General features: G+C 46.9%; 17 protein-coding genes. 9 read left to right on the top strand and 8 right to left on the bottom strand.

Annotated elements, in window-relative coordinates; genetic code table 11:
- The first annotated feature begins 132 nt into the window (after positions 1–132).
- The 3 genes from U2F10_RS23600 to U2F10_RS23590 all read left to right on the top strand — a co-directional run bounded on the left by U2F10_RS23600 (position 133) and on the right by U2F10_RS23590 (position 3,859).
- Positions 133–1,605 (top strand): P-loop ATPase, Sll1717 family, encoded by a 1,473-nt coding sequence (locus U2F10_RS23600; RefSeq protein ID WP_163671227.1) that lies wholly within the window; start codon positions 133–135, stop codon positions 1,603–1,605.
- Positions 1,606–1,631: 26 nt separating this feature from the next.
- Entirely contained in the window at positions 1,632–2,372 is a 741-nt protein-coding gene (locus U2F10_RS23595; protein ID WP_163671226.1) for a pentapeptide repeat-containing protein, read from the top strand.
- Between the two features lie 548 nt (positions 2,373–2,920).
- Positions 2,921–3,859 carry a pentapeptide repeat-containing protein gene (locus U2F10_RS23590; RefSeq protein ID WP_250565859.1) on the top strand — a complete coding sequence of 313 codons (939 nt, stop codon included), beginning with the start codon at positions 2,921–2,923 and terminating at the stop codon, positions 3,857–3,859.
- A gap of 8 nt (positions 3,860–3,867) precedes the next feature.
- Here U2F10_RS23590 and U2F10_RS23585 read toward each other — a convergent pair whose 3' ends face one another.
- The 6 genes from U2F10_RS23585 to glmM form a co-directional block, all read right to left on the bottom strand.
- Positions 3,868–4,584, bottom strand: a complete 717-nt coding sequence (locus tag U2F10_RS23585) for a class I SAM-dependent methyltransferase (RefSeq protein WP_499873411.1) — start codon at positions 4,582–4,584, stop codon at positions 3,868–3,870.
- Complete coding sequence (locus tag U2F10_RS23580) at positions 4,581–6,641, bottom strand: ribonuclease catalytic domain-containing protein (protein ID WP_499060716.1); 2,061 nt, start codon at positions 6,639–6,641, stop codon at positions 4,581–4,583. The genes U2F10_RS23585 and U2F10_RS23580 overlap by 4 nt, the downstream gene beginning before the upstream one ends.
- A gap of 152 nt (positions 6,642–6,793) precedes the next feature.
- Positions 6,794–7,009, bottom strand: a complete 216-nt coding sequence (gene rpsR, locus U2F10_RS23575; RefSeq protein ID WP_006516707.1) for a 30S ribosomal protein S18 — start codon at positions 7,007–7,009, stop codon at positions 6,794–6,796.
- Positions 7,010–7,017: 8 nt separating this feature from the next.
- On the bottom strand, positions 7,018–7,206 hold the full coding sequence (gene rpmG, locus U2F10_RS23570) for a 50S ribosomal protein L33 (protein ID WP_006516708.1): 189 nt from the start codon (positions 7,204–7,206) through the stop codon (positions 7,018–7,020).
- Between the two features lie 201 nt (positions 7,207–7,407).
- Complete coding sequence (locus U2F10_RS23565; RefSeq protein WP_499870936.1) at positions 7,408–9,012, bottom strand: DUF6399 domain-containing protein; 1,605 nt, start codon at positions 9,010–9,012, stop codon at positions 7,408–7,410.
- A gap of 181 nt (positions 9,013–9,193) precedes the next feature.
- Positions 9,194–10,621 (bottom strand): phosphoglucosamine mutase, encoded by a 1,428-nt coding sequence (glmM, locus tag U2F10_RS23560; RefSeq protein WP_163671222.1) that lies wholly within the window; start codon positions 10,619–10,621, stop codon positions 9,194–9,196.
- A gap of 84 nt (positions 10,622–10,705) precedes the next feature.
- Between glmM and U2F10_RS23555 the strand changes: the two genes are divergently transcribed.
- The 5 genes from U2F10_RS23555 to U2F10_RS23535 all read left to right on the top strand — a co-directional run bounded on the left by U2F10_RS23555 (position 10,706) and on the right by U2F10_RS23535 (position 16,754).
- Entirely contained in the window at positions 10,706–11,155 is a 450-nt protein-coding gene (locus U2F10_RS23555; protein WP_163671221.1) for a DUF309 domain-containing protein, read from the top strand.
- 281 nt (positions 11,156–11,436) lie between these two features.
- Positions 11,437–11,961: an LptA/OstA family protein gene (locus tag U2F10_RS23550; RefSeq protein ID WP_163671220.1), complete on the top strand. Its 525-nt coding sequence runs from the start codon at positions 11,437–11,439 to the stop codon at positions 11,959–11,961.
- Positions 11,962–12,744, top strand: coding sequence for an LPS export ABC transporter ATP-binding protein (lptB, locus tag U2F10_RS23545; RefSeq protein ID WP_250565225.1), 783 nt, complete (start codon positions 11,962–11,964; stop codon positions 12,742–12,744).
- A gap of 169 nt (positions 12,745–12,913) precedes the next feature.
- Positions 12,914–14,020, top strand: a complete 1,107-nt coding sequence (locus U2F10_RS23540) for an LptF/LptG family permease (RefSeq protein ID WP_250565480.1) — start codon at positions 12,914–12,916, stop codon at positions 14,018–14,020.
- Positions 14,021–14,537: 517 nt separating this feature from the next.
- A complete protein-coding gene (locus tag U2F10_RS23535) occupies positions 14,538–16,754 on the top strand; it encodes an APC family permease (RefSeq protein ID WP_163696754.1) in 2,217 nt (738 codons plus the stop codon).
- Between the two features lie 81 nt (positions 16,755–16,835).
- Here the strand turns inward: U2F10_RS23535 and U2F10_RS23530 are convergent, their stop codons facing one another.
- Complete coding sequence (locus U2F10_RS23530; RefSeq protein WP_006516715.1) at positions 16,836–17,018, bottom strand: hypothetical protein; 183 nt, start codon at positions 17,016–17,018, stop codon at positions 16,836–16,838.
- A 634-nt stretch (positions 17,019–17,652) separates the two neighbouring features.
- Complete coding sequence (rpe, locus tag U2F10_RS23525; protein WP_163671218.1) at positions 17,653–18,354, bottom strand: ribulose-phosphate 3-epimerase; 702 nt, start codon at positions 18,352–18,354, stop codon at positions 17,653–17,655.
- Positions 18,355–18,479: 125 nt separating this feature from the next.
- On the opposite strand from rpe, the gene U2F10_RS23520 reads away from it, so the two are divergent.
- Entirely contained in the window at positions 18,480–20,141 is a 1,662-nt protein-coding gene (locus U2F10_RS23520; RefSeq protein ID WP_250565224.1) for a S8 family serine peptidase, read from the top strand.
- Positions 20,142–20,148: the final 7 nt, after the last annotated feature.

Genomic DNA, 20,148 nt, shown 5'->3' with positions numbered 1-20,148 from the left:
CGAGTTGATGATAAGCCGATGGGTTAATTCCATCGGCTTTTTTGCGTTTCAACAATAGGTACCCTAGACGGTACTATGGGCTATCTCAAGGACGCGATACACTGATCCAGGAATGTACTCATCCTATGTCCAATGCGATTAGACATTAGGGAACTCAATTTAGGGTCAGACTCTGCCGAGCGCGATATCAATCTTGGCTTGGCGGAATACTTTTATCAGAATGCTACCTATCAGAAATTTCTCAGTGGCCGCAAGACAATTTTGGTCGGGAATCGTGGGGCTGGTAAAAGCGCTATCTTCAAATACATAGCCGCAACCGAAATTCGTAAAGGGAATCTAGTTCTAGAGCTTTCTCCTGAGGAGTATTCTTATGAACTACTGTCAGAGCATCTGACGAGCGAAGAGGATGGGTTTTGGCGTAAACAAAGTGCTTATTCAGTAGCTTGGCAATATTTGCTGTATACGCTGATATTCAAGAGTATTGCCCAGACTAAACGAGGGCTACTACTAGGTGCCACCAAGAACATCTACGACTACGTATCTAGCCAAAAGTTATCTCAACAAACTAGCTCCATTATTACGCTTGTCAATTACCTTAAGCGTATTGAGCAGGTCAAAACAAGTACTGCAACTGGCGGTCTTCGTAGCCAAGACTTACAAGCACTCTACAGTCTGGATGAAATTAAAACGTTGTTACCCAGTCTGCAAGCTGTGCTAAAAAATACCAAGATTAAGATTTTAATTGATGAACTAGATAAGGGTTGGGACAATTCAGAGGATGCCAAATTTTTTATTGCTGGCTTATTTCAAGCTACACAAAAACTTAATCTGATTAGTCCTAATTTGCGAGTATACATTTCTATCCGACAGGAGTTATTTGATAACATTCCTCAGATCTATGAAGATGCTCAGAAAATTCGCGAAGATGTGGAGGTCATTCGTTGGGGCAAAAACGAGCTGCTCGAACTGATTGGTCGCCGCATTGTTCATTCGTTCCCCCAAGCTGCTCAGCTCAATGCCCAAAAACTTTGGCAGTCAATATTTGTGGCTCAAATGCAGGCGAGTGGGACGGAAACTCTAGACTATATTATTGATCGAACTCAGCTACGTCCCCGTGAGCTTCTACAGTTTTGTAAGCTTTGTGCTGAACGCATTGAATACTCCCTGGCAGGACGACGGATTGATGAGGTTGCGATCGCAGCTGCCGAAGAATCCTATTCTGAACAAAAAACCCGTGACCTCGCTTCAGAATATCGGTTTCAATATCCCTACCTGTTAGATGTGTTTGAAGTTTTCCGTGGCAAACGCAGTCACTATAACAAAGAGGAATTGGACTATCTGCTTTTGGCCATCGTCTGTGGTGAATATGACGTTGAGCAAGCATCCTCCTGGGTTCTGGACATGGATTATTTGGAGCTTAAACAAATCCTCTGGAAAATTGGTTTTCTCAAAGCGTGGGTACCTCGTCACACCAACCGCCGCACAACCTTAGCCGCTGCTTACCTGGGCCACTACGAGCTGCCTACCATTAATCTCGAAAATATTGAACGATTTCGCATCCATCCCGCCTGTACCAGTTTTCTACACCTAAAAGAGGCGTGCTAGAGCTCGGCAAACTGTAAAATCACCCTATGAAATGGAGAGCAACTCGACCAACCCACCCAATTGAACGCTGGATGCAGTCAATACCGACATGGGTAGTGGCATCCTTGGCAGTTATTGTATTGCTAGCCCTCAAAATTCTTGCAGCTACCCCGACAATTCAGGATGGGCTGCCCTTCAAACTGGAGGAACAGCATTGGACCATGATCGGCACTCTGCTCAGCGACGTCGAATCTATTGCCGCTGTTATTGCCGTAATTCTCTATATCAAAGGAGCACCTGAACGTCGGGCGCAACGTCATTACGAAGCTTGGCAAGTGGTTGACATGGCGGCTTCGGCAAAAATGTCGGTCAGCTATGCCCGGTATAAGGCCTTGGAAGCTTTACACCAGGATGGATTATCGCTTCAGGGCTTGGAAGCCTCTAATGCCAACCTTGCTAAGATCGAACTCCCCTATGCAGATTTAAGTCACTGTAATCTCAGCATGGCCAACCTACAGCAGGCGAATCTTAGGGGAGCCAATCTTCAGGGAGCTGACTTAAGAGCTGTAGATTTACAACATGCCAATCTGCGAGGAGCCAATTTACAAGGCAGCAATCTGCAAGGGGCCAACCTACGCAACGCAGAACTGTGGGAAGCACAGTGGTGGGATGCAGATTTACGCGAAGCAGAACTGTGGTGGGCAGAAATACATATTGAAGACCTGGAAGGAGCACACCTGTGTCGCACCATCATGCCTGATGGTCAACAACTGGATCGAGACTGCTAGATGCCCTATAAAGCACAGACGCCCTAGTCAAAACCTATGGAAAACCACCTTGGCAATCAGGAAAAGCGCAGCATTTTGTCAGGGCAGCTTGGCACATAGTGCACAACCTCAGTACTTGCTGAATGCCATAACTCACAACAGCTATAGACGCAGCAACCGACTGGTGACACAATCGCTCCTGTAGAAATATGTCTTCAACTAAAGATATGTATTCAGCAATTCGCCATCAATCTACCCTTAATATGAAACATATGATTTTTGTGAATTCAATCAGGTCTGCCTCAAGACATTGCTAGCCCTAAAAGAGCTACTTGCAATAGAGAAGAATACTAATGAATAAAGCTCACAAGGTTTCAGCAAAGCCTTGTGAAGACATAAATCAACCTGAAATTCGTGTAAAAATTTTGCATAAAGACGGCGTCCGTCTCAGTGACATAGACCAATAAAATATGGTCAAAATTATTTAGATATCTACTTTTAGCTAGATATCTAAATAATTGAAAGAGAACGGTGGCCTGATGGCTGCATCCCTCAAATGAACGGGCACTATGGCCGATGGATGGGGTGATACCCCAGTAGCAATTCCAACTGAATTAGTTATACCTAGATACTATCCCCCAGCAAGCCAATTGAGCAGAGCTGGTGTCAAATTAAGGGGGGCTGATTTAAGCTGTGAAAATCTGGAGCGAGTGGATTTTACACGGGCTGATTTAAGTGGAGCAAATCTGGAGCGGACACAGCTGATCGACGCGCAAATGTCAGATGTTAACTTAAGCGGAGCTATTTTGACATCTGCCAACCTGACCGCTACGAGTCTCAGACGGGCTAATTTGTTGGGCGCGGTTTTAATGTTCGCCACCCTTGAACAAGCAACTTTATCCCACGCTAATTTAGCGGGTGCCAATCTTACTGAAGCGGAACTTTACAAAGCTAATTTCACCGAAGCCGACTTGAGCCATACCATGTTGCGAAGGGCTAGCTTGATCAATGCCAATTTTCATCGGGCCTGTATGAAGCAGGTCAATGCTAACGGGGCCGAACTCTACGGCATCGACGGTAGTTACGCGCAGTTATATATGGCTCAGATTCAAGGATGTGACCTACGACAAGCAAACTTGAACCATGCTGATTTCACCCAAGCGGTGTTAACTCGGTCTAACCTTAATCAGGCCACATTGATAGGTGCTACTGGTGAAGCTGCAACCCTTGAACAGGTTAATTTAACCAGGGCCAATCTCAGCCATGCCAATCTGACGTCTGCCAACTTACAACAGGCTGTTATGGTCCATGCAACGCTGACGGAAAGCAATCTCTCAGGGGCAAACTTGCAAAATGCCACCCTAGATCATGCTGTCATCCGTCAATGTTATCTGCGAGACATTAACTGGCAGCAGACCTCCGTACAAGGGACTCATTTTTGTCAACCCATAGGGCTATTAAAACGTGATCAAGACTGGTTGCGATCGCAAGGCGCAACCATTCACTAAACCATCCATTAAGCAGTCCGTTTTCCTGAGTCCCAAATCCGATACACAGTGCCCTGCACAGTCGGCTGATTGGGTCGTTCTAGCGTCATCGGCCTCACCTCAAACTCAAATCCATTAGACATCAACGCTGATTGAAACTCTTTCTTGTGGGGACGATCCGGATCAGAAAGCCAACACTCCCCCCCAGGCTCCAAAACGACTTTCATCAGTCGTATTAATGGACTAATATTACGCACTTCGTAGATAACGTCGGCAGCCAGCATCAAGGGAACCCGTAATCCTTCCGGCGGACAGCGCCAGTCCAACGGCATCGTATGAAACTGTTCAAATCCGTTGAGTCGAGCATTTCGAGCCGCAAAGTCTAAGGCGGCGACATCATAGTCAGTAAAGATTACCTCCATACCCAGCGCCAACGCCACTAGGCCGGATAATCCCAACCCACAACCCACCTCTAAAACCCGAGTATCAGCAGGCCAAACATGCTGGCCAAGTGCCTGGCCCAACATCAGCGCCGACGGCCACAGCTCTGCCCAGTAGGGCATGTATTCATCTTGAGCAAAGGCTTTATAGGTAGCCGGATGATCTAATAAGGCATCAATACTAGTGGGTAGCACCAACCGAAACTGCTGTATACGACCATCATCTAACGGAATCAGAACCTTTTGTTCAACCGTATCCAGTAACACATCGTCAGGAGTGGTATGCAGAAAAGGTTGCACCGTCATGCCACAGCTTCACCTGTCAACACTTCATCTGGCACCACTTCAAGCCGAATAAAGTCCTGTCGTGGATTGGCATGGACAACCCGAACATCAAAACGTTCCCCCAGAGCTGGCATGCTTTCAAACCGCATCGCCAACTCCAGTCCCAGGTCTTCAATGATGACCAATCCAAGACTTTCATGTTCTCGCAGCCATCGCAACAACATGACTGACCATGCGTGCTTGCCCTCACGCCGTAAGAACTCCAACGCCCAATAGCGTTTAGTCTGGCGTTCTACAGTCACCGCCTCATAGGCAGCAGTGGATACCCCCTGGGTTAGTTCTGTCATTTCTGCGGGAGAGAAAGGCAACGTTTCTCCTCTCAAATGAGCTTTCAGTTGAAAATGGACCAACAGATCCGTATAGCGACGAATGGGTGATGTTACCTGACTGTAATAATCCAACCCTAAAGTTGCATGACGAGCAGGACTGATACCCATCTCACTGCGGGGCATACAGCGACGAATTGCAGAGTCACGCACCCAGCCCGAAGGTAACTGCAATAGCTCATTATCAGAAGGTAACTCGGGTTCAGGTTGGCTACGAAATGGAATAGCTAGTGCATGGGCTTCACCATACCGAGCCGCCACTTCACCAGCCAAAATCATCATTTCTGCAACAGTTTGACGTGACTGCGAGTTTTCCAACACATCAATTGTGATCTCTTCGTCAATCACTTTGATTGATGACTCTGGCATATTGATGGAAATCGCCCCCTGAGACTTACGCCACTGTCGCCGTCGCTTAGCAGACTCAGCAATCTCATTCAACTCAGGCTCAGCCTTGAGTCCCAACTCAAGCATCTCATCAACATCGTCATAGGTAAGTCGATAAGTGGGCTTAATTCGACTCGCCTTGATAGCATATTCTTCAACAGCCCCGGCTTCATCCAGCACAATGCCAAAACTTAGGGCGCAGCAAATTTCCCCCTGACGCAGGCTCATCGGACCAGTCGCTAAAGCCTCTGGGAACATAGGAATCATCCCCGTTGGCAAATAAACAGTTGTACAGCGACGGCGTGCTTCTAAATCAATATCATCTCCGGGCAGCAACCAACGAGTAGGATCTGCAATGTGCACCCAAATCCGCTTACGTCCATCACCAACACTCTCTAGGCTAAGACCATCATCTATTTCACGGGTACTTTCATCATCAATGGTGTAAACCTTGAGATGAGTTAAATCTAATCGGTCAGCATCGGCATCAGGTGGCGGATTATCAATACGCTTCTGCACCATAGCACTAACCTCATCGGGAATTTGGATAGGAATCTGACTACGCCGCAGCGCTAGGTTTTCATGAGGGCTCCACAGGCCCAAATCGACCAAGAGTTGAAAAGCATCTTCAGCTGCTGTTTTGTAGTCAAGAGCCGTTAAGATTTCTTGTGCCGCTACTTTTTGTGAGCAATCTTCTCCCAAAGTTGCATAGCGCTCTAACAGATCTAGACGCTGTCTATCAGTCTTTTCCCATTCTATAGAAGACAAAGAATCTTGCTGATCAGCTCCCTCAGACTGCCGTATGCCAAGAGCTTGCTTTGAACGAGATAAAAATCCTTCCCACTCTAATTTCCGAGCGACCTCACGAGCCTGCTGATGTCGAACCTCATCAACTTGTTTCACCGAACGAGGTTCATAGCGATCGCCTTTACGCTTAAAAAAAACTTTGTCACTACTCAGCAGACAGTAAGCCGCATAACGCAGTGGCGGTGATTGCTCTGAAAACAATAACAAAGCCAAAGAAGCCGGGTCGGTAGCCTCCCCAGCTTCTTGCAGAAATTCCCAGGCAACTTCTAAGCTATCTGGCTCAATATTGGGCTCAGCTTCAGCCATAAAAGCAGCAATATCCGAAGGCTCATAATCACCGTTTTCAACAACGATGTAGGTGATCTGACGAGGATGCAAGACATGGGATTGGCCATTACCATCAATCACCACCCAATTCTTCTTACCTTCTGGGCGATCGGCCACCCCCAATCGAGGGTTTCCCTGCACCTTAAACTCGATCAGCGCTCCCTTTTCCACCAACCTAGATCCTTACCGTATGGTTTCACTGTTGGTTTTACAGTAGTCCAACAATTTACATATAACCCGCTTTACCTAAAGCCGACTATACGAGTTGCTGATAACCAAGAACCTACATGCTGCTGACTTAATGGCCAGCATCTCATCAAGCACTAACCTTCGCGGTTAACGTAGGGTAGCAGTGCCAGTATACGTGCACGCTTGATAGCAACAGTTAAATCCCGCTGCTGCTTGGCAGTCAACCCTGTAATTCGACGTGGCAAGATTTTGCCCCGCTCCGTAATAAACTTGCGCAAAAGATCAACATCTTTATAGTCGATCTTTTCCTCGGGCTTAATGGGTGATACCCGACGGCGAAAATAGGCCATGATGATCTCTACTTAATTTCTTTGTGAACAGTGTGAGTGTTGCAATGGGTGCAAAACTTTTTCAGCTCTAGTCGACCGGTTGTATTCCGGCGATTTTTTTGAGTGGTATAGCGGGAAACCCCCTTAGAACGCTTGTTAGGGTTACTACGACACTCCGTGCACTCTAACGTAATGATAATGCGAACGCCTTTAGCCATGATTGATGGTGCTAGCTAGCAATTATTGACACAGGGGATCTATGATGTCATACCGACACAGCTAGACGCAAGCCACAAAAAATATCTTTTAGCACTAAAAATGATTGATCAACCTCAGACGCTCAATATGGCAGACATGCTTAGCCATATCGAGCGCTAGTTTGATCGAATCGTAAGCTCCCGCATTAATAGGGTAACAACTTAAGCCGGGAAAAGTTCTGCGTGTAACGGTTGTATCTGATGTGCTTTATATGACCGTCTAGGCATTGGCAGCTCATCAATCGTACTGAGAATCCATTCAAATAGGTCCGGAAAAGGCTGTCTAAAGAGTCGTTGTGCGGCGGTGGTGCCATCGGGTCGTTTCAGGTCGAAATTGTGAATAATGGTAAGCACCTTCAACGACTGATGAGAAAAGCCTCGGTTGACATGATGGCGCTGCGACAAATAGCCATTGCGCCCTTCGACAGCAGAGGAGGTGCGTTGATACTTTGCACACATCCACTGACACCACTGCACCCAGTGTTGGTGTTGAGGGGCATCCATCTGTAGGGTCATCGTCTGGGCCATGAGCTGATCATAGGCATCGCTAGCGGCCTGTTGATAGCGAGATTTGAGGTGAGGCTGTCGAGTTTTATCAGCTTGTTGTAACCAGTAGACCCAGGGCAACAAGGCTGTCAGTACCCAATTTTGGAGGTCAACCTCCTGAGTTTCAGTGGCTAAGGCCTGGATCACCCACTGCCACCAGGCATGAATCCCCGTGGCAAAATGGGGGATCTGAGCTTGAAAGGTGGCAATCGCTTTTTGAGCCGTATCGCCCCCATAGAGACAAGTCAACTTGCTCAAGGTGCTCAAGGGAACGGTCAGTTGTGTGGTTAAGCCGTCGAAGAATTGCCATTGGGCCGTGTCGAGCGTGAAGGGATGGACCGCTTGGCTAATGTCTGCCAAGGCCTGATGGTAAATGTGTTGATCTTGTTCAAGCTGTTGGTGTTGGTGAGAGAGGGACTCTAGCTGCGAAGACAAGACCTGTTGCTTGGCCTTGTCTGTTGTTTGGCCTAATTGGTGGTGAAGGGTGTCTACTTGTTTTTCAAGCTGAGCGAGTTGACGTCCCAGAGCACTGCCGATAGGACGTCCGAGCGCCCGCATCGCATGGAATAGATCCGCCACACTGGCTGTTCCCAGACCGCAGAGCGCTAGTTTGACCAAGGCACGAGCTCCATCACTGACCATAAAGTGACACTGCCATTGGGTCTGATGCCACCAGGTCTCAGTCTGTTTGAGCCAAGTGTCATAACGGCGGTTCTCACATTCCACTTCTGTAAAAATGAACCCACTGGCTAACTCCACCAGCACCAGAATCGGCAGGCCAAAAAAGGTTTCATCCCCTCCGAGACAGATGCCAGGTTTGTTGACCGGTTGGCACTGCTCGGCTTGCGCCGTTTCGTAGGCCATTATGGCCTCATAGAGACGGTGTTTGAGTTGACGTAGCGCACTCGCAGAACTCCCCACATGGGTATCGAGGTGAACGGCTTTGAAGAACTCCGATAGGCTCTCGGCTCCTACCCCGTGCTTAATGCCAAAGTGATAGATCACCCCCACCACCAGACGTAATAGCCAGGCAGTCCCAGCCGCAGTTTCCCACAAACCTGATTCCGGATGCTGGTTGCGACGTGCAATGGCCTGATGATGACGATGCACACTACTTTTGCTGATGCCAAGGGTGGTTGCTATCGACTCTATCCCTTGCTTTGCATTCGTTTTGATACAATCGGCGACTTTTTGACTGCGCTCTCGTATAGTAAGAGACATCGTTCCCAACTTTACTTTGCATGGGTACGATACATGGCTCTGAGCATTGCTGCAGAGCTCTTTTTCTGGTCTTTGACTGAGGTGTTTATTTATACACACCTGAAAGCTGTATTTATTTCCCGCCTTAAAGAGTTACCCCATTAATACACAAAAGCAATTCTCTCAATCAATTGGGTACAGATTAACCCGCTAAGTTGACCTCTACAACATCCGCTAAGGCATCAGTCCAATGATCAACAAGATCGGAATGAGCCGCTTCTACCATTACACGAATCACTGGCTCTGTTCCCGATGCCCTGACTAGAACTCGACCTTGATCACCCATAGCAGCCTCAGCTTTAGCAATTGCCCGTTGTACAGGCTCACACGCTGCCCATTGGCGACGTTTCTCACGGCTGATGACCTTAACATTTTTCAATCGTTGAGGATACGGATCAAAACTCTGATCAATTAAGTCAGGCAAACAGCATTCGGCTCGCTTCAGCCAATCAGCTAGATGCAGGGCAGTAAGAATACCATCCCCAGTCAAACTGTAGTGATGACAGAGAATATGCCCAGACTGCTCACCGCCAAGCATGACACCGCGCGCAACCATTTCTGCATGTACATATTGATCACCCACTTTAGTACGGACCAATTTGCCACCTAACCGCTCCCAGGCATGTTCAAAGCCAAGGTTAGCCATCACAGTCGAAATAATAGTATCGTCAGGAAGCTGTCCTTGCTGCCTCAAGGTCTGCCCCCAGAAATACAAGATGTAGTCACCATTGACAACACGACCATGGCTATCTACAGCCATGACTCGATCAGCATCGCCATCAAAGGCAAAGCCGATGTCAGCACCATGTTCACTCACAGCTGCTTTGAGGGGCTCCAGGTGAGTCGACCCACAGTTAACATTAATGCGATTGCCATCCGGACGACCGTGCATTACAACCACTTCTGCTCCGGTCGCTTCAAATACTGACTGGGCTACACAAGCAGCTGCACCCCAAGCTAAATCTAAAACAATACGCATACCGCCCAAATAGCGCTGACCTAAAAATGGTTGATGTAGAGAGTCAACATAGCGTTTCACAAGTTCAGGTCGTTGATAGGTTTTGCCCCATTGATTACCAGGATTAAAAGCACTAGTACAAGACCCTTGACGTAGGGATTGTTCAATCTTCGCCTGTATCACCTTTTCTAACTTGGTGCCATTTGCCCCAAAAAACTTGATGCCATTGTCTGCAGGCGGGTTATGACTTGCTGAGATCATAATGCCACCAGACACACCCATATCGCCTGCCATATAGGCCACTGCAGCAGTCGGACATAACCCCATATCCCACACTTCAAGACCTGCTGAAGTTAATCCTGCCGCTAAAGCTGCTGCAATCATTGGACTAGAATTACGGGAATCTTGCCCTAGAATGATCGCCCCTGGCTGCTGCTGACGCAGAATTTGCCCTGCCCAAAATCCAACTTGTAAGGCTAAAGGAGCCGTTAAGAGCTCCCCCGCTCGACTACGAATTCCATCAGTTCCAAATAGTGGTGTGGTTGGCAAATCTAATGGCTGCCAACCTGTACCAAAGTTAGCCTGTTGAGACTCAGGAGAAGACACTACCATACTTGACACTCCAAACAACGCACACTCAAAGTGGAGAATAACATCTGTAAGTTTGTATAGATTAAAGATTGCTGTAGTCTGCCCATGATTGGTTCCGGTAACTCTTCAAGCACTAATGATCAACCTGCAGAATTTTGGGTAGGAGTTGAGCAATTTAATCAGGGAGACTACTACGCCTGCCACGATACGCTAGAAGCCATTTGGCTGGAGGCCAGTCCAAGCGATCGAGCGTTCTATCAGGGCATTCTTCAAATAGCTGTTGGGCTTTACCATCTGTCCAACAGCAACTGGAGAGGGGCCGCTATTTTACTAGGAGAAGGCAGTAACCGATTGCATGCCTACGGGGAGGTCCACGGTGGCATTAACGTTACTGATCTAGTAGACCAAGCAATAGATTGGCTCACTGTTTTACAAGAAACCGGGCCTAATGAAGTCCAAAAGCTAGCCTGTTTATTAAGTAGACAGCCAGCGACAGAAAATCATGGGCTTGACCGTGAAGATAGACTAGTAACACCCAAAATTCAACTGGCATGAAAATAATGACTTGAGGCCTCCCCTTGAGATTACAAAACTGTGATGCTGAGCACAAAATCATCCCACTTTATTTATGAAGGAACCCCTAGCTAAGTCGTTCCCCATGTTTAGGGAATTTGTAATTGACAGCATGAAATAAACTATTGGATTAGGTGTGCTTGGCAAAATAAGCAACAATTAAGACCTAGCTTATGAAACCAGTCATGCAACTGGGCTAAGACTAATAAACTGTGACGTCATCAACGTTTAGATTAGGAATGGGCAATAGCAGAAGGCAAGCTATGGTTGTAATGCGAGAACACATTTTTCGTTTCCCTTTTCCAAAACCGTTTCAGATTGCCAGCACTGTGGTGTTTGGCATCGTAGTGGCTGCTAACTATTGGATTACTCCTTCTCAGGCCCAATCCGGAGGCTCTATCAAGCTGCGGGCTGATGTTCAAGAAGCTGATGCTAATACGGGCATTATTACTGCTCGCGGCAACGTCAAGATTGACTACCCTGAAGAGGCAATTTATGCGACATCTGCTCAGGCGCAGTATTACAGTCGTGAGCGACGCATCATCCTGACGGGTAATGTATTTGTACAGCAGGAGGCTAACACTCTACAGGCTGAAGTTGTTACCTATTTAATCGATGAGGGACGCTTTGTGGCAACGCCTAGCGACAATAGTCAGGTGGAATCAATATATGTTCTCCCTGAACCGACTGAAGAACCTGCTGCGGCACCTCAGCCCGAAGAACCATCTACACCTCTCCCAGCACTTCCTGAGGAACTGCCTGAGTTTGCTATCCCCACTAACGAATAAATGCTGTCTCCCGCTGCTAATCCCCCATCATCGAATAGGTTGACCCAAACAGGCACTGTACTTGCCCTGGAAAATGTTCATAAGGCTTACGGTAAGCGCACAGTTGTTCGTGGTGTGAGTCTGACAGTAGCCCAGGGCGAAATTGTTGGTTTGTTAGGTCCTAATGGAGCTGGTAAGACAACCACCTTTTATATGGCCACTGGGTTAGAGCACCCTGATCAGGGGATTGTACGTTTAAACGAACGAGAAATCACGGCCCTTTCAATCCATGAGCGAGCCCGTTTAGGCATTGGCTACCTGGCGCAGGAAGCTAGCATTTTTCGGAACCTTACAGTCGAAGATAATATTCGTCTGGTGATGGAGCAAACTCATGTTCCCCGCCGAGAACGGCCTGAGCGCTTAGCAAAATTAATGCGGGAATTTCGATTGGAAAAAGTAGCTAACACTCTGGGCATTCAAGTGTCTGGTGGTGAGCGTCGCCGTACGGAATTGGCTCGTGCAATTGCTTCTGGCAAAGAAGGACCAACGTTCCTATTTCTTGATGAACCCTTTGCTGGTGTGGATCCCATCGCTGTTTCTGAAATCCAGCATATTGTGTCTCAGCTTCGCGATCGCAAGATGGGAATTCTCATCACCGATCATAATGTTCGCGAGACACTGCGTATTATTGATCGAGCTTACATAATGAGCGATGGTCGCATATTGGCCTACGGTAGTGCTGAAGACCTTGCCAATAATCCCCTGGTACGTGAACACTACCTAGGCGACGACTTTAAACTGTGATTTACCCCCTAAACCTTAAAGAGCAAGATAGCTTTGACTGTTAACTTGTTCCTTGGGTTTCTTTTGCACTCACCCCACCGATAGTGACCATCTGTTTATGGCTACCACATCCCAACCCAATGCTCCTAGTTCAGGTTTTCCTCGGTGGCCATTTCTGTCGATTTCGATCATGGATCGATACATTGCTAAGGAGCTTACATTACCTTTTCTCTTTGGTGTAGGAGCCTTTTCGTCAATTTTAGTATCTGTAGGGGCCCTATTCGATCTAATTCGTAGAGTCACTGAATCAGGCCTGGAAGTCGGTTTGGCCATGCAGGTTTTTGTTTTAAAGATGCCTGAATTTGTAGTGTTGGCATTTCCGATGTCGACACTGCTAGCAACCATGATGACCTACAGTCGGTTTTCTAGTGACAGCGAACTGACCGCATTGCGTGGCTGTGGTGTGAGTGTCCGTCGGATTATAGCACCAGCCCTAGCCCTGAGTATTCTGATCACAGGCCTGACCTTTGTATTTAATGAGGTCATTACTCCTGCCGCCAATTATCGAGCCAAAGTAATGTTGGAGCAAGCCTTCAACTCCGAAAAGCCGCCCTTCCGGGAACGCAATATCCTGTATAAGGAGTACCAAAAGGCAGCTGATGGCAGTGGGAAAGAACTAGGAAGATTATTCTACGCTCGTCGCTTCAATGGGGAAGAAATGCAGGGTTTAACCATCCTCGATTTTTCCCAAGCTGGCCTAGAACAGGTAGTCAGTGCAGAGACTGCCACGTGGAATTTTACGGACAACGTTTGGACCTTCTTTAATGGCACCATTTATGCGATTTCCCCAGATGGGTCCTTCGGTCATATTGTAAAGTTTGAGCAGCAAGAGCTGGCTCTACCCCGTACTCCTTTAGATTTAGCTTCTCGTGGCAAAGACGATGATGAAATGAACATTGCCGAAACGAGGCAGCATCTTAATCAAATTGTCCGCAAGTCTGGAGACGATCGGAGAATTCGCATTTGGGAGCTACGTTTATACCAACGGTATGCGCTACCATTTGTCTGCATTGTATTTGGGATTGTTGGCGCTGCAGTGGGTATTCGCCCCCAACGTACAGGCAAAGCAACTAGCTTCGGCATCAGTGTCGTCATTATTTTTGGCTATTATCTCTTAGGCTTTATTGCTGATGCGCTTGGCAAAGTAGGTACCTTAAACCCAGTGGCCGCAGCATGGCTACCTCCCTTCTTAGGTCTTGCCGTTGGCACTCTACTAGTGATAAGAGCATCCAAGTGATTTCTAAGATGCCTCTGATGCCACCTTGGCCGACCATATTCACTCAAATCAGCACAAGTAAGTTAGTGAAGTGATTAATATGTGCACCAAGCAAGCTATATGGTCCCAAACATTGGGTTAGGAATGCGTCAGTATTGCCACTTGCTTGGCTCGTGATATGACTTATCTCTGACTAGGGCATGCTAGTTCCACCTTAAGAGCATTAGCTTATAGAGCTGCCAACGTTGCTGCTTAATCCAACAACACTAAGTCCACCCAGCTTGATGTTGAAAATCCAGCATAAAGATAGGTCTCGAAAACCGGTTTAGTTCTAAGGTGCCTCTCTCTAATTTCAGGTATTTATAAGGCTGAGGTGCAGAAGTGCCATTTGTTACCTAAACCAACCCTAAAAAGCCACGTTTCTCAGGATTGTTGAGGATTATAAAAACATTTTGATACGGTTTGGACATCCTCTCATTTCGGTGGCATACCCGTACCATTGACCGCTAAATTAAGGTGATCTACTGATTTCCCACCCATGACGTCGCGTTCCTCTGAATCGTCTGCCAAAGTTATTGACTCTAGCTCTGCTGGCCTAGGCACCTTCGGTGGTGTCTTTACCCCATCTATTTTGACCATTTTGGGGGTGATCATGTACCTCCGTTTTGGCTGGGTTGTAGGCCAAATGGGATTAGTCAAAACTCTACTGATTGTTACTATTTCAACCGCAATTACATTTATTACAGGACTTTCTATTAGTGCGATCGCAACCGATCAAGTAGTTAGAGCTGGCGGCGCATACTACATGATTAGCCGCTCCCTCGGCATTGAAACTGGCGGTGCCGTGGGCATCCCTCTTTATTTCGCTCAGGCATTTTCAGTCGCTCTCTACACCATTGGTTTTGCAGAAAGCGTAAATAGTGCATTTCCTAACCTACCCATCACAATTACCGTGATGGCTCTAGTGACTACTATCGCAGTTACAGCCCTAGCTCTCAAATCAGCAGATATCGCAATTAAGGCTCAGTATGTGATTATGGCAGCCATCATACTGTCCCTAATCAGTCTAGTCTTTGGCAGCACGGTACCAACCACCGATATACCCACCTCAGAACAACCAGGTGATGCAAGTTTTTGGGCCGTATTAGCTGTATTTTTTCCAGCAGTAACCGGCATTATGTCTGGGGTCAATATGTCAGGCGATCTCAAAGACCCCAAAAAGTCTATTCCCATGGGCACACTGGCAGCTGTGGGAGTCGGCTATGTAATTTATATGTGCATCCCTCTATTATTAAGCAACCGTGCTGATGCTGCCAGCCTGATTAGCGACCCCTTGATCATGCGCAAAATAGCCTTTTGGGGAGATGCCATCCTCCTAGGGGTATGGGGTGCTACCCTATCCAGTGCCCTGGGCAGCATTTTGGGTGCACCTCGAGTTTTGCAAGCTTTAGCTCGGGACAATATTTTACCAAAACGCCTGCGCTGGCTCGGTAACGGCCATGGTCCCACTGACGAACCCAGACTGGGAACGTTGTTTACCCTGGGCGTAGTCTTGGCAGTAGTATGCATTGGGGATTTAGATGCCATTGCCCCTGTACTCACCATGTTTTTTCTAACCACCTACATGGTGCTTAACGTTGCTGCTGGCATCGAAGGATTTCTTCAAAGCCCTTCATTTCGGCCAACATTCCGGATCCCTTGGTATATTTCCATCCTTGGAGCATTAGGCTGTATTGCCATCATGTTCCTAATTAACCCGGCGGCCACGGTGGCCGCCGCTGTTATTGTACTGACCATCTATCTGTGGTTAGAGCGACGTGAAATCCGGACAACTTGGGGAGATGTTCGACAAGGCATTTGGTTATCGCTAGTACGCGCTGGCCTGAATAACATCGCGGATAGTGCCGATCCTAAAAACTGGAGACCTCACTTACTCGTTCTCTCTGGAGCCCCCACTAAACGCTGGCACTTGATTGAGCTCGCTACAGACTTCACCCACAATCGGGGATTAATTACGTTAGCCAGTATCCTACCAACGGGTGCTCGAAATTTAAATCAACAGGAAAAGATCAGAGGTACTATCCGTGATTACCTGGAAAAGCGAGGCATTCACGCTTTTGTCAAGCTTATTGAAGCCACAGATACATCTACTGGAGCGCAACAACTTATCGACACCTATGGCATTGGACCTTTAATCCCGAACACTGTCCTTTTAGGAGACACTGAAACCAATGATCCAGAGGCGCGCGAACGTTATTGCCAAATCATAAGCAAGTGTCACCAAGCAAAACGAAATATCGTCATCCTCAGAAATCCTCCTAGCCACATGCCCCAGTTTCCCCAACGTATTGATGTTTGGTGGGGTGGATTGCAATCGAACGGAGGACTAATGTTAATTTTGGCTTATCTGTTACGCACGGGAATTCGATGGCGGTCAGCAGACATTTATTTAAAGCTTGTTGTCTCTAACAAAGCTGCAGCGCAAGCTGCTCAAACCAATCTAAATAAGCTCATCGAAACATTAAGCATCGGGGCTCAATCCAATATCATCGTTGCTGAAGGTCGTCCATTTGACACTATTCTTAGGAAATCATCTGCTACAGCAGATCTAGTCCTCATGGGACTAGCAACACCAAACGACGGTTTTGAAGAATACTACACATCCTTACAGCAAAAGACCGTAGACCTGCCGCCAACCATTTTTGTACTCGCTGCCGAAGATCTTGCCTTCTCAGAGCTTCTACAAAAGGAATAGCTTCCTATTGAACAAGGAAGGGTGTAGGGGGCAGTAGCCCCCTATCTTAAGCAGCAAAGACATCTGCCAAAACGACAAATACTACTCAACCACACGTAAACGCCCTTGATTCAAGGCATCATAAATCTGATTGATTAACATTTTGTCGTTAGCACTAATATTGTTGCCAGCAAACATTGCCATCAAAACGCTCTGATCAGCGCGTGTGATACGGCGAGTTGCAAAGATCTTGGCAACCATTTCTTCCACCGATTGAATAGCCATAAAAAGATTCACCCACAAATCCAGAGAGACAGCTTCGCACCCCAGCGACCAAGAACAGGTATAAAATAAAACACACAGTCAGTTGTTTTACATAACCCAATCTAGAGGGTCTGCTACGGACTCACATCCGTGAGATACCGTATTTCAATTATTAGGGAAAGGGTGTCACCCCGTGAGTAATTATGCTCTCGTCACATCAATTCTTTAAACTGAGCACGATCACCGACAAAAGCACCAGGGCATCTACTGAGAATTCTCAGCAGATGCCTCTCATCTATCTCTGTACGTAAGCTTTGACAAGACATTCAGAGTATTGTGTTGAGCATAACTCTGGAAAATATCTGCCAAACCACCCAAAAACTTTGCTAGTTTCACCAGAAACCATCCGTGATTTCCCTTAGAAACGTTTTAAGCCCAAATGCAAAGGGTTTACCAGGTCTTTATAAGGTAGTCATCCCCCTATCAGGACGCCCCATCATAACTATAAATATAATCTAAAGCCTAGGCCACGACTGCGGCCTAGGCTAGAAACTAAAGTATTGAACCTAGCGTCAACACTTTTCAATCACATCTTACTTAGACCTTTAATTTCTCTTGTGGAGAAGAACCACCTCTTAGAGACTGCATTTTAGATCTACACTGCAGCCAGTTCTGGAGTCGGACGCTTACTGTTACGAATGCTGTTAATCGCTTCAGCATAGTCTGGAGCCTTAAACACAGCAGAACCAGCTACGATAGCATTTGCTCCCGCTTCCAACACTTGCCAAGTATTATGGGCTTTCAAACCACCATCAACCTCAATCCATGGGTCCAAACCACGCTCATCACACATCTGACGGAGTTTACGAATCTTAGGTAACACCTCAGGAATAAACTTTTGCCCCCCAAATCCAGGGTTTACACTCATAATCAAGACCAGATCACATAGCTCTAACACATACTCAATTAGGTCCAAAGGTGTAGACGGGTTCAGCACGACACCAGCTTGCTTACCTAAATTTCGAATACTGCTAAGAGTGCTATGCAAATGAGGTGAAGCATTATGCTCAGCATGTACAGAAATGATATCTGCTCCAGCTTTTGCAAAACCTTCGATATACTTCTCAGGCTCAACAATCATCAGGTGAACATCAAGAGGCTTTGTAGTAATGGGTCGAATAGCCTCGACAATTAATGGGCCAATGGTGATATTAGGTACAAAACGACCGTCCATCACGTCTACATGAATCCAATCTGCACCAGCTTCATCTGCTGCACGAATTTCATCGCCCAAGCGACTAAAATCAGCCGATAGAATAGATGGGGAAATAACAACAGATTTTTTCGATTGTGTCATGGGGAACCCGCCTCTTGTAATCACCATAATGGTCACTATCGTAACAAAAACTTAGTATCAAAATCGTTACAAACTGCTTTAGCTGATGCTATTTATCATCCGAATGTGTATTTACAGGAGTCTTCATGGGAATTTTTCAGAAACTTTTGGACCGGTCTTCCTCTAGCGATCGCAATGAGGTTAAACGTCTTCTACTTCCCCTGCTTCTATTTACAGGCCTTGCCAGTGGCTTGCCAGCTTTAGCCCTTTCAGTATCAGTGGGAGCAGATGGTATCGATGCTCGCCGGTTACATTTGGCACCTTACAATCTAACCGGTAAAAAAATTGCAATTGGTCAAGTTGAGGGGGGACGACCTGGACTTTTTGGACTAGATAAGCTGGCGATTCCTAATAGTCCCGTCACAGTAAACCAGGTTTTACAGCTTGATGGTTCTGCCACAGCAGATGAGTTTGTCGACAATCATGCTAATCATGTTGCCAGTGTCATGATTAGTCGAGACAAGCGATTAGTCGGTGTAGCACCCGATGCAACTTTATTTTCCGCATCTATTGGACCACTGGAAGGCGAAATTAGTGGCCAACCTCAAGAATGTATCACTACACAGCATATTGCCCTGCGCAATAGTGATGATGTCCGGGCCATTAATTTCAGCTTCGGCGAACCTTTAGCCACCGATCCTCGCCCCAATGCCACACTTGATGGCAATGCTCTACTGACACAGTGTATTGACTGGTCAAGTATTACCCACAAAACACTATATGTTATTGCTGGTAATCAGGGTGGCGGTGGCATCCCAATTCCTACCGACAACTTCAATGGCATCAATGTCGCTTACTCAACTCAAGTAGACGGACGTTTTGTCAAAATTGACTACGCTAATGCTGGTAGTGAGCCTACATTTAGCCCTCGGGGAACGCCGACACCAGAGTCTAATGTTGGTCCCCGACGTTCGATTAATTTAGTGGCCCCTGGAGACGACATTAGGATGTTGAACCCTAACGGCCAGGAAATTCTTAGTAGCGGTTCCAGCTTCGCAGCCCCTCATGTAGCAGCGACTGTTGCCCTCTTGCAAGAATGGGGTGATCGACAAATTCGTACAGCAAGCTGGAGCTTGGATACCCGTGAGCCCATGGTAATGAAAGCTGTATTGCTTAATGCTGCCGATAAATTAATGGATGAAGGGAATGGCCAAAACCTAGGCATGGGAAAAACCTTACTGGATGAGTCAAATCTGACTTGGATCGCATCAGATGCTTATCGAGATCCAAAGGTACCTCTACATGGAGAACTGGGCACTGGCCAATTAAATGCTTTCAGAGCTTACGAACAATTCAATGGCGGTCAATGGCCCCCTGGGAATGTACCGATTGTAGGTTGGGACTACAACTCCCTACCCTTAGCTGCTGGCAACGATACTAGTCAAGAAAGCATCTATACAGACTACGTGATTGACAGTCCGCTCAAGGAAGGTAGTTACTTTGCTGCAACTCTGACATGGGAGCGTCAGGTTGCACTGGCAGATAGTAATGATAATGGCTTATATGACATCGGAGAAAGCTTTAACAGCCAGGAACTGAATAACTTAAACCTCTACTTGATGCCTGCTGACGAGAACGATATGGACAAAAGCATTTGGTCTTCAGTCAGTGAGGTAGATAGCCTCGAGCACATCTTTTATAAAATTCCCCAAACCGGGCGATATAAACTAAGAGTCGTTTATGAGAAACAAGTTACTTCTGAAGTCGCTCAACCTTACGCATTAGCATGGTGGGGCGCTGGTGAATAAGCATCAA

This window comes from Leptothoe sp. EHU-05/26/07-4, from assembly GCF_043421015.1.
GTDB lineage: Bacteria > Cyanobacteriota > Cyanobacteriia > Phormidesmidales > Phormidesmidaceae > Leptothoe > Leptothoe turfae.
Note: the sequence above shows the minus strand (reverse complement) of the source record. Positions and strands in the feature narration are given on the sequence as shown.

Excerpts from the sequence above, each read along its gene's own strand:
- U2F10_RS23600 (WP_163671227.1), top strand. The coding sequence starts at position 133 with ATGCGATTAGACATTAGGGAACTCAATTTAGGGTCAGACTCTGCCGAG.
- U2F10_RS23595 (WP_163671226.1), top strand. The coding sequence starts at position 1,632 with ATGAAATGGAGAGCAACTCGACCAACCCACCCAATTGAACGCTGGATG.
- U2F10_RS23590 (WP_250565859.1), top strand. The coding sequence starts at position 2,921 with ATGGCCGATGGATGGGGTGATACCCCAGTAGCAATTCCAACTGAATTA.
- U2F10_RS23585 (WP_499873411.1), bottom strand. The coding sequence starts at position 4,584 with ATGACGGTGCAACCTTTTCTGCATACCACTCCTGACGATGTGTTACTG.
- rpsR (WP_006516707.1), bottom strand. The coding sequence starts at position 7,009 with ATGGCCTATTTTCGCCGTCGGGTATCACCCATTAAGCCCGAGGAAAAG.
- rpmG (WP_006516708.1), bottom strand. The coding sequence starts at position 7,206 with ATGGCTAAAGGCGTTCGCATTATCATTACGTTAGAGTGCACGGAGTGT.
- U2F10_RS23565 (WP_499870936.1), bottom strand. The coding sequence starts at position 9,012 with ATGTCTCTTACTATACGAGAGCGCAGTCAAAAAGTCGCCGATTGTATC.
- glmM (WP_163671222.1), bottom strand. The coding sequence starts at position 10,621 with ATGGTAGTGTCTTCTCCTGAGTCTCAACAGGCTAACTTTGGTACAGGT.
- U2F10_RS23555 (WP_163671221.1), top strand. The coding sequence starts at position 10,706 with ATGATTGGTTCCGGTAACTCTTCAAGCACTAATGATCAACCTGCAGAA.
- U2F10_RS23550 (WP_163671220.1), top strand. The coding sequence starts at position 11,437 with ATGGTTGTAATGCGAGAACACATTTTTCGTTTCCCTTTTCCAAAACCG.
- lptB (WP_250565225.1), top strand. The coding sequence starts at position 11,962 with ATGCTGTCTCCCGCTGCTAATCCCCCATCATCGAATAGGTTGACCCAA.
- U2F10_RS23540 (WP_250565480.1), top strand. The coding sequence starts at position 12,914 with ATGGATCGATACATTGCTAAGGAGCTTACATTACCTTTTCTCTTTGGT.
- U2F10_RS23535 (WP_163696754.1), top strand. The coding sequence starts at position 14,538 with ATGACGTCGCGTTCCTCTGAATCGTCTGCCAAAGTTATTGACTCTAGC.
- U2F10_RS23530 (WP_006516715.1), bottom strand. The coding sequence starts at position 17,018 with ATGGCTATTCAATCGGTGGAAGAAATGGTTGCCAAGATCTTTGCAACT.
- rpe (WP_163671218.1), bottom strand. The coding sequence starts at position 18,354 with ATGACACAATCGAAAAAATCTGTTGTTATTTCCCCATCTATTCTATCG.
- U2F10_RS23520 (WP_250565224.1), top strand. The coding sequence starts at position 18,480 with ATGGGAATTTTTCAGAAACTTTTGGACCGGTCTTCCTCTAGCGATCGC.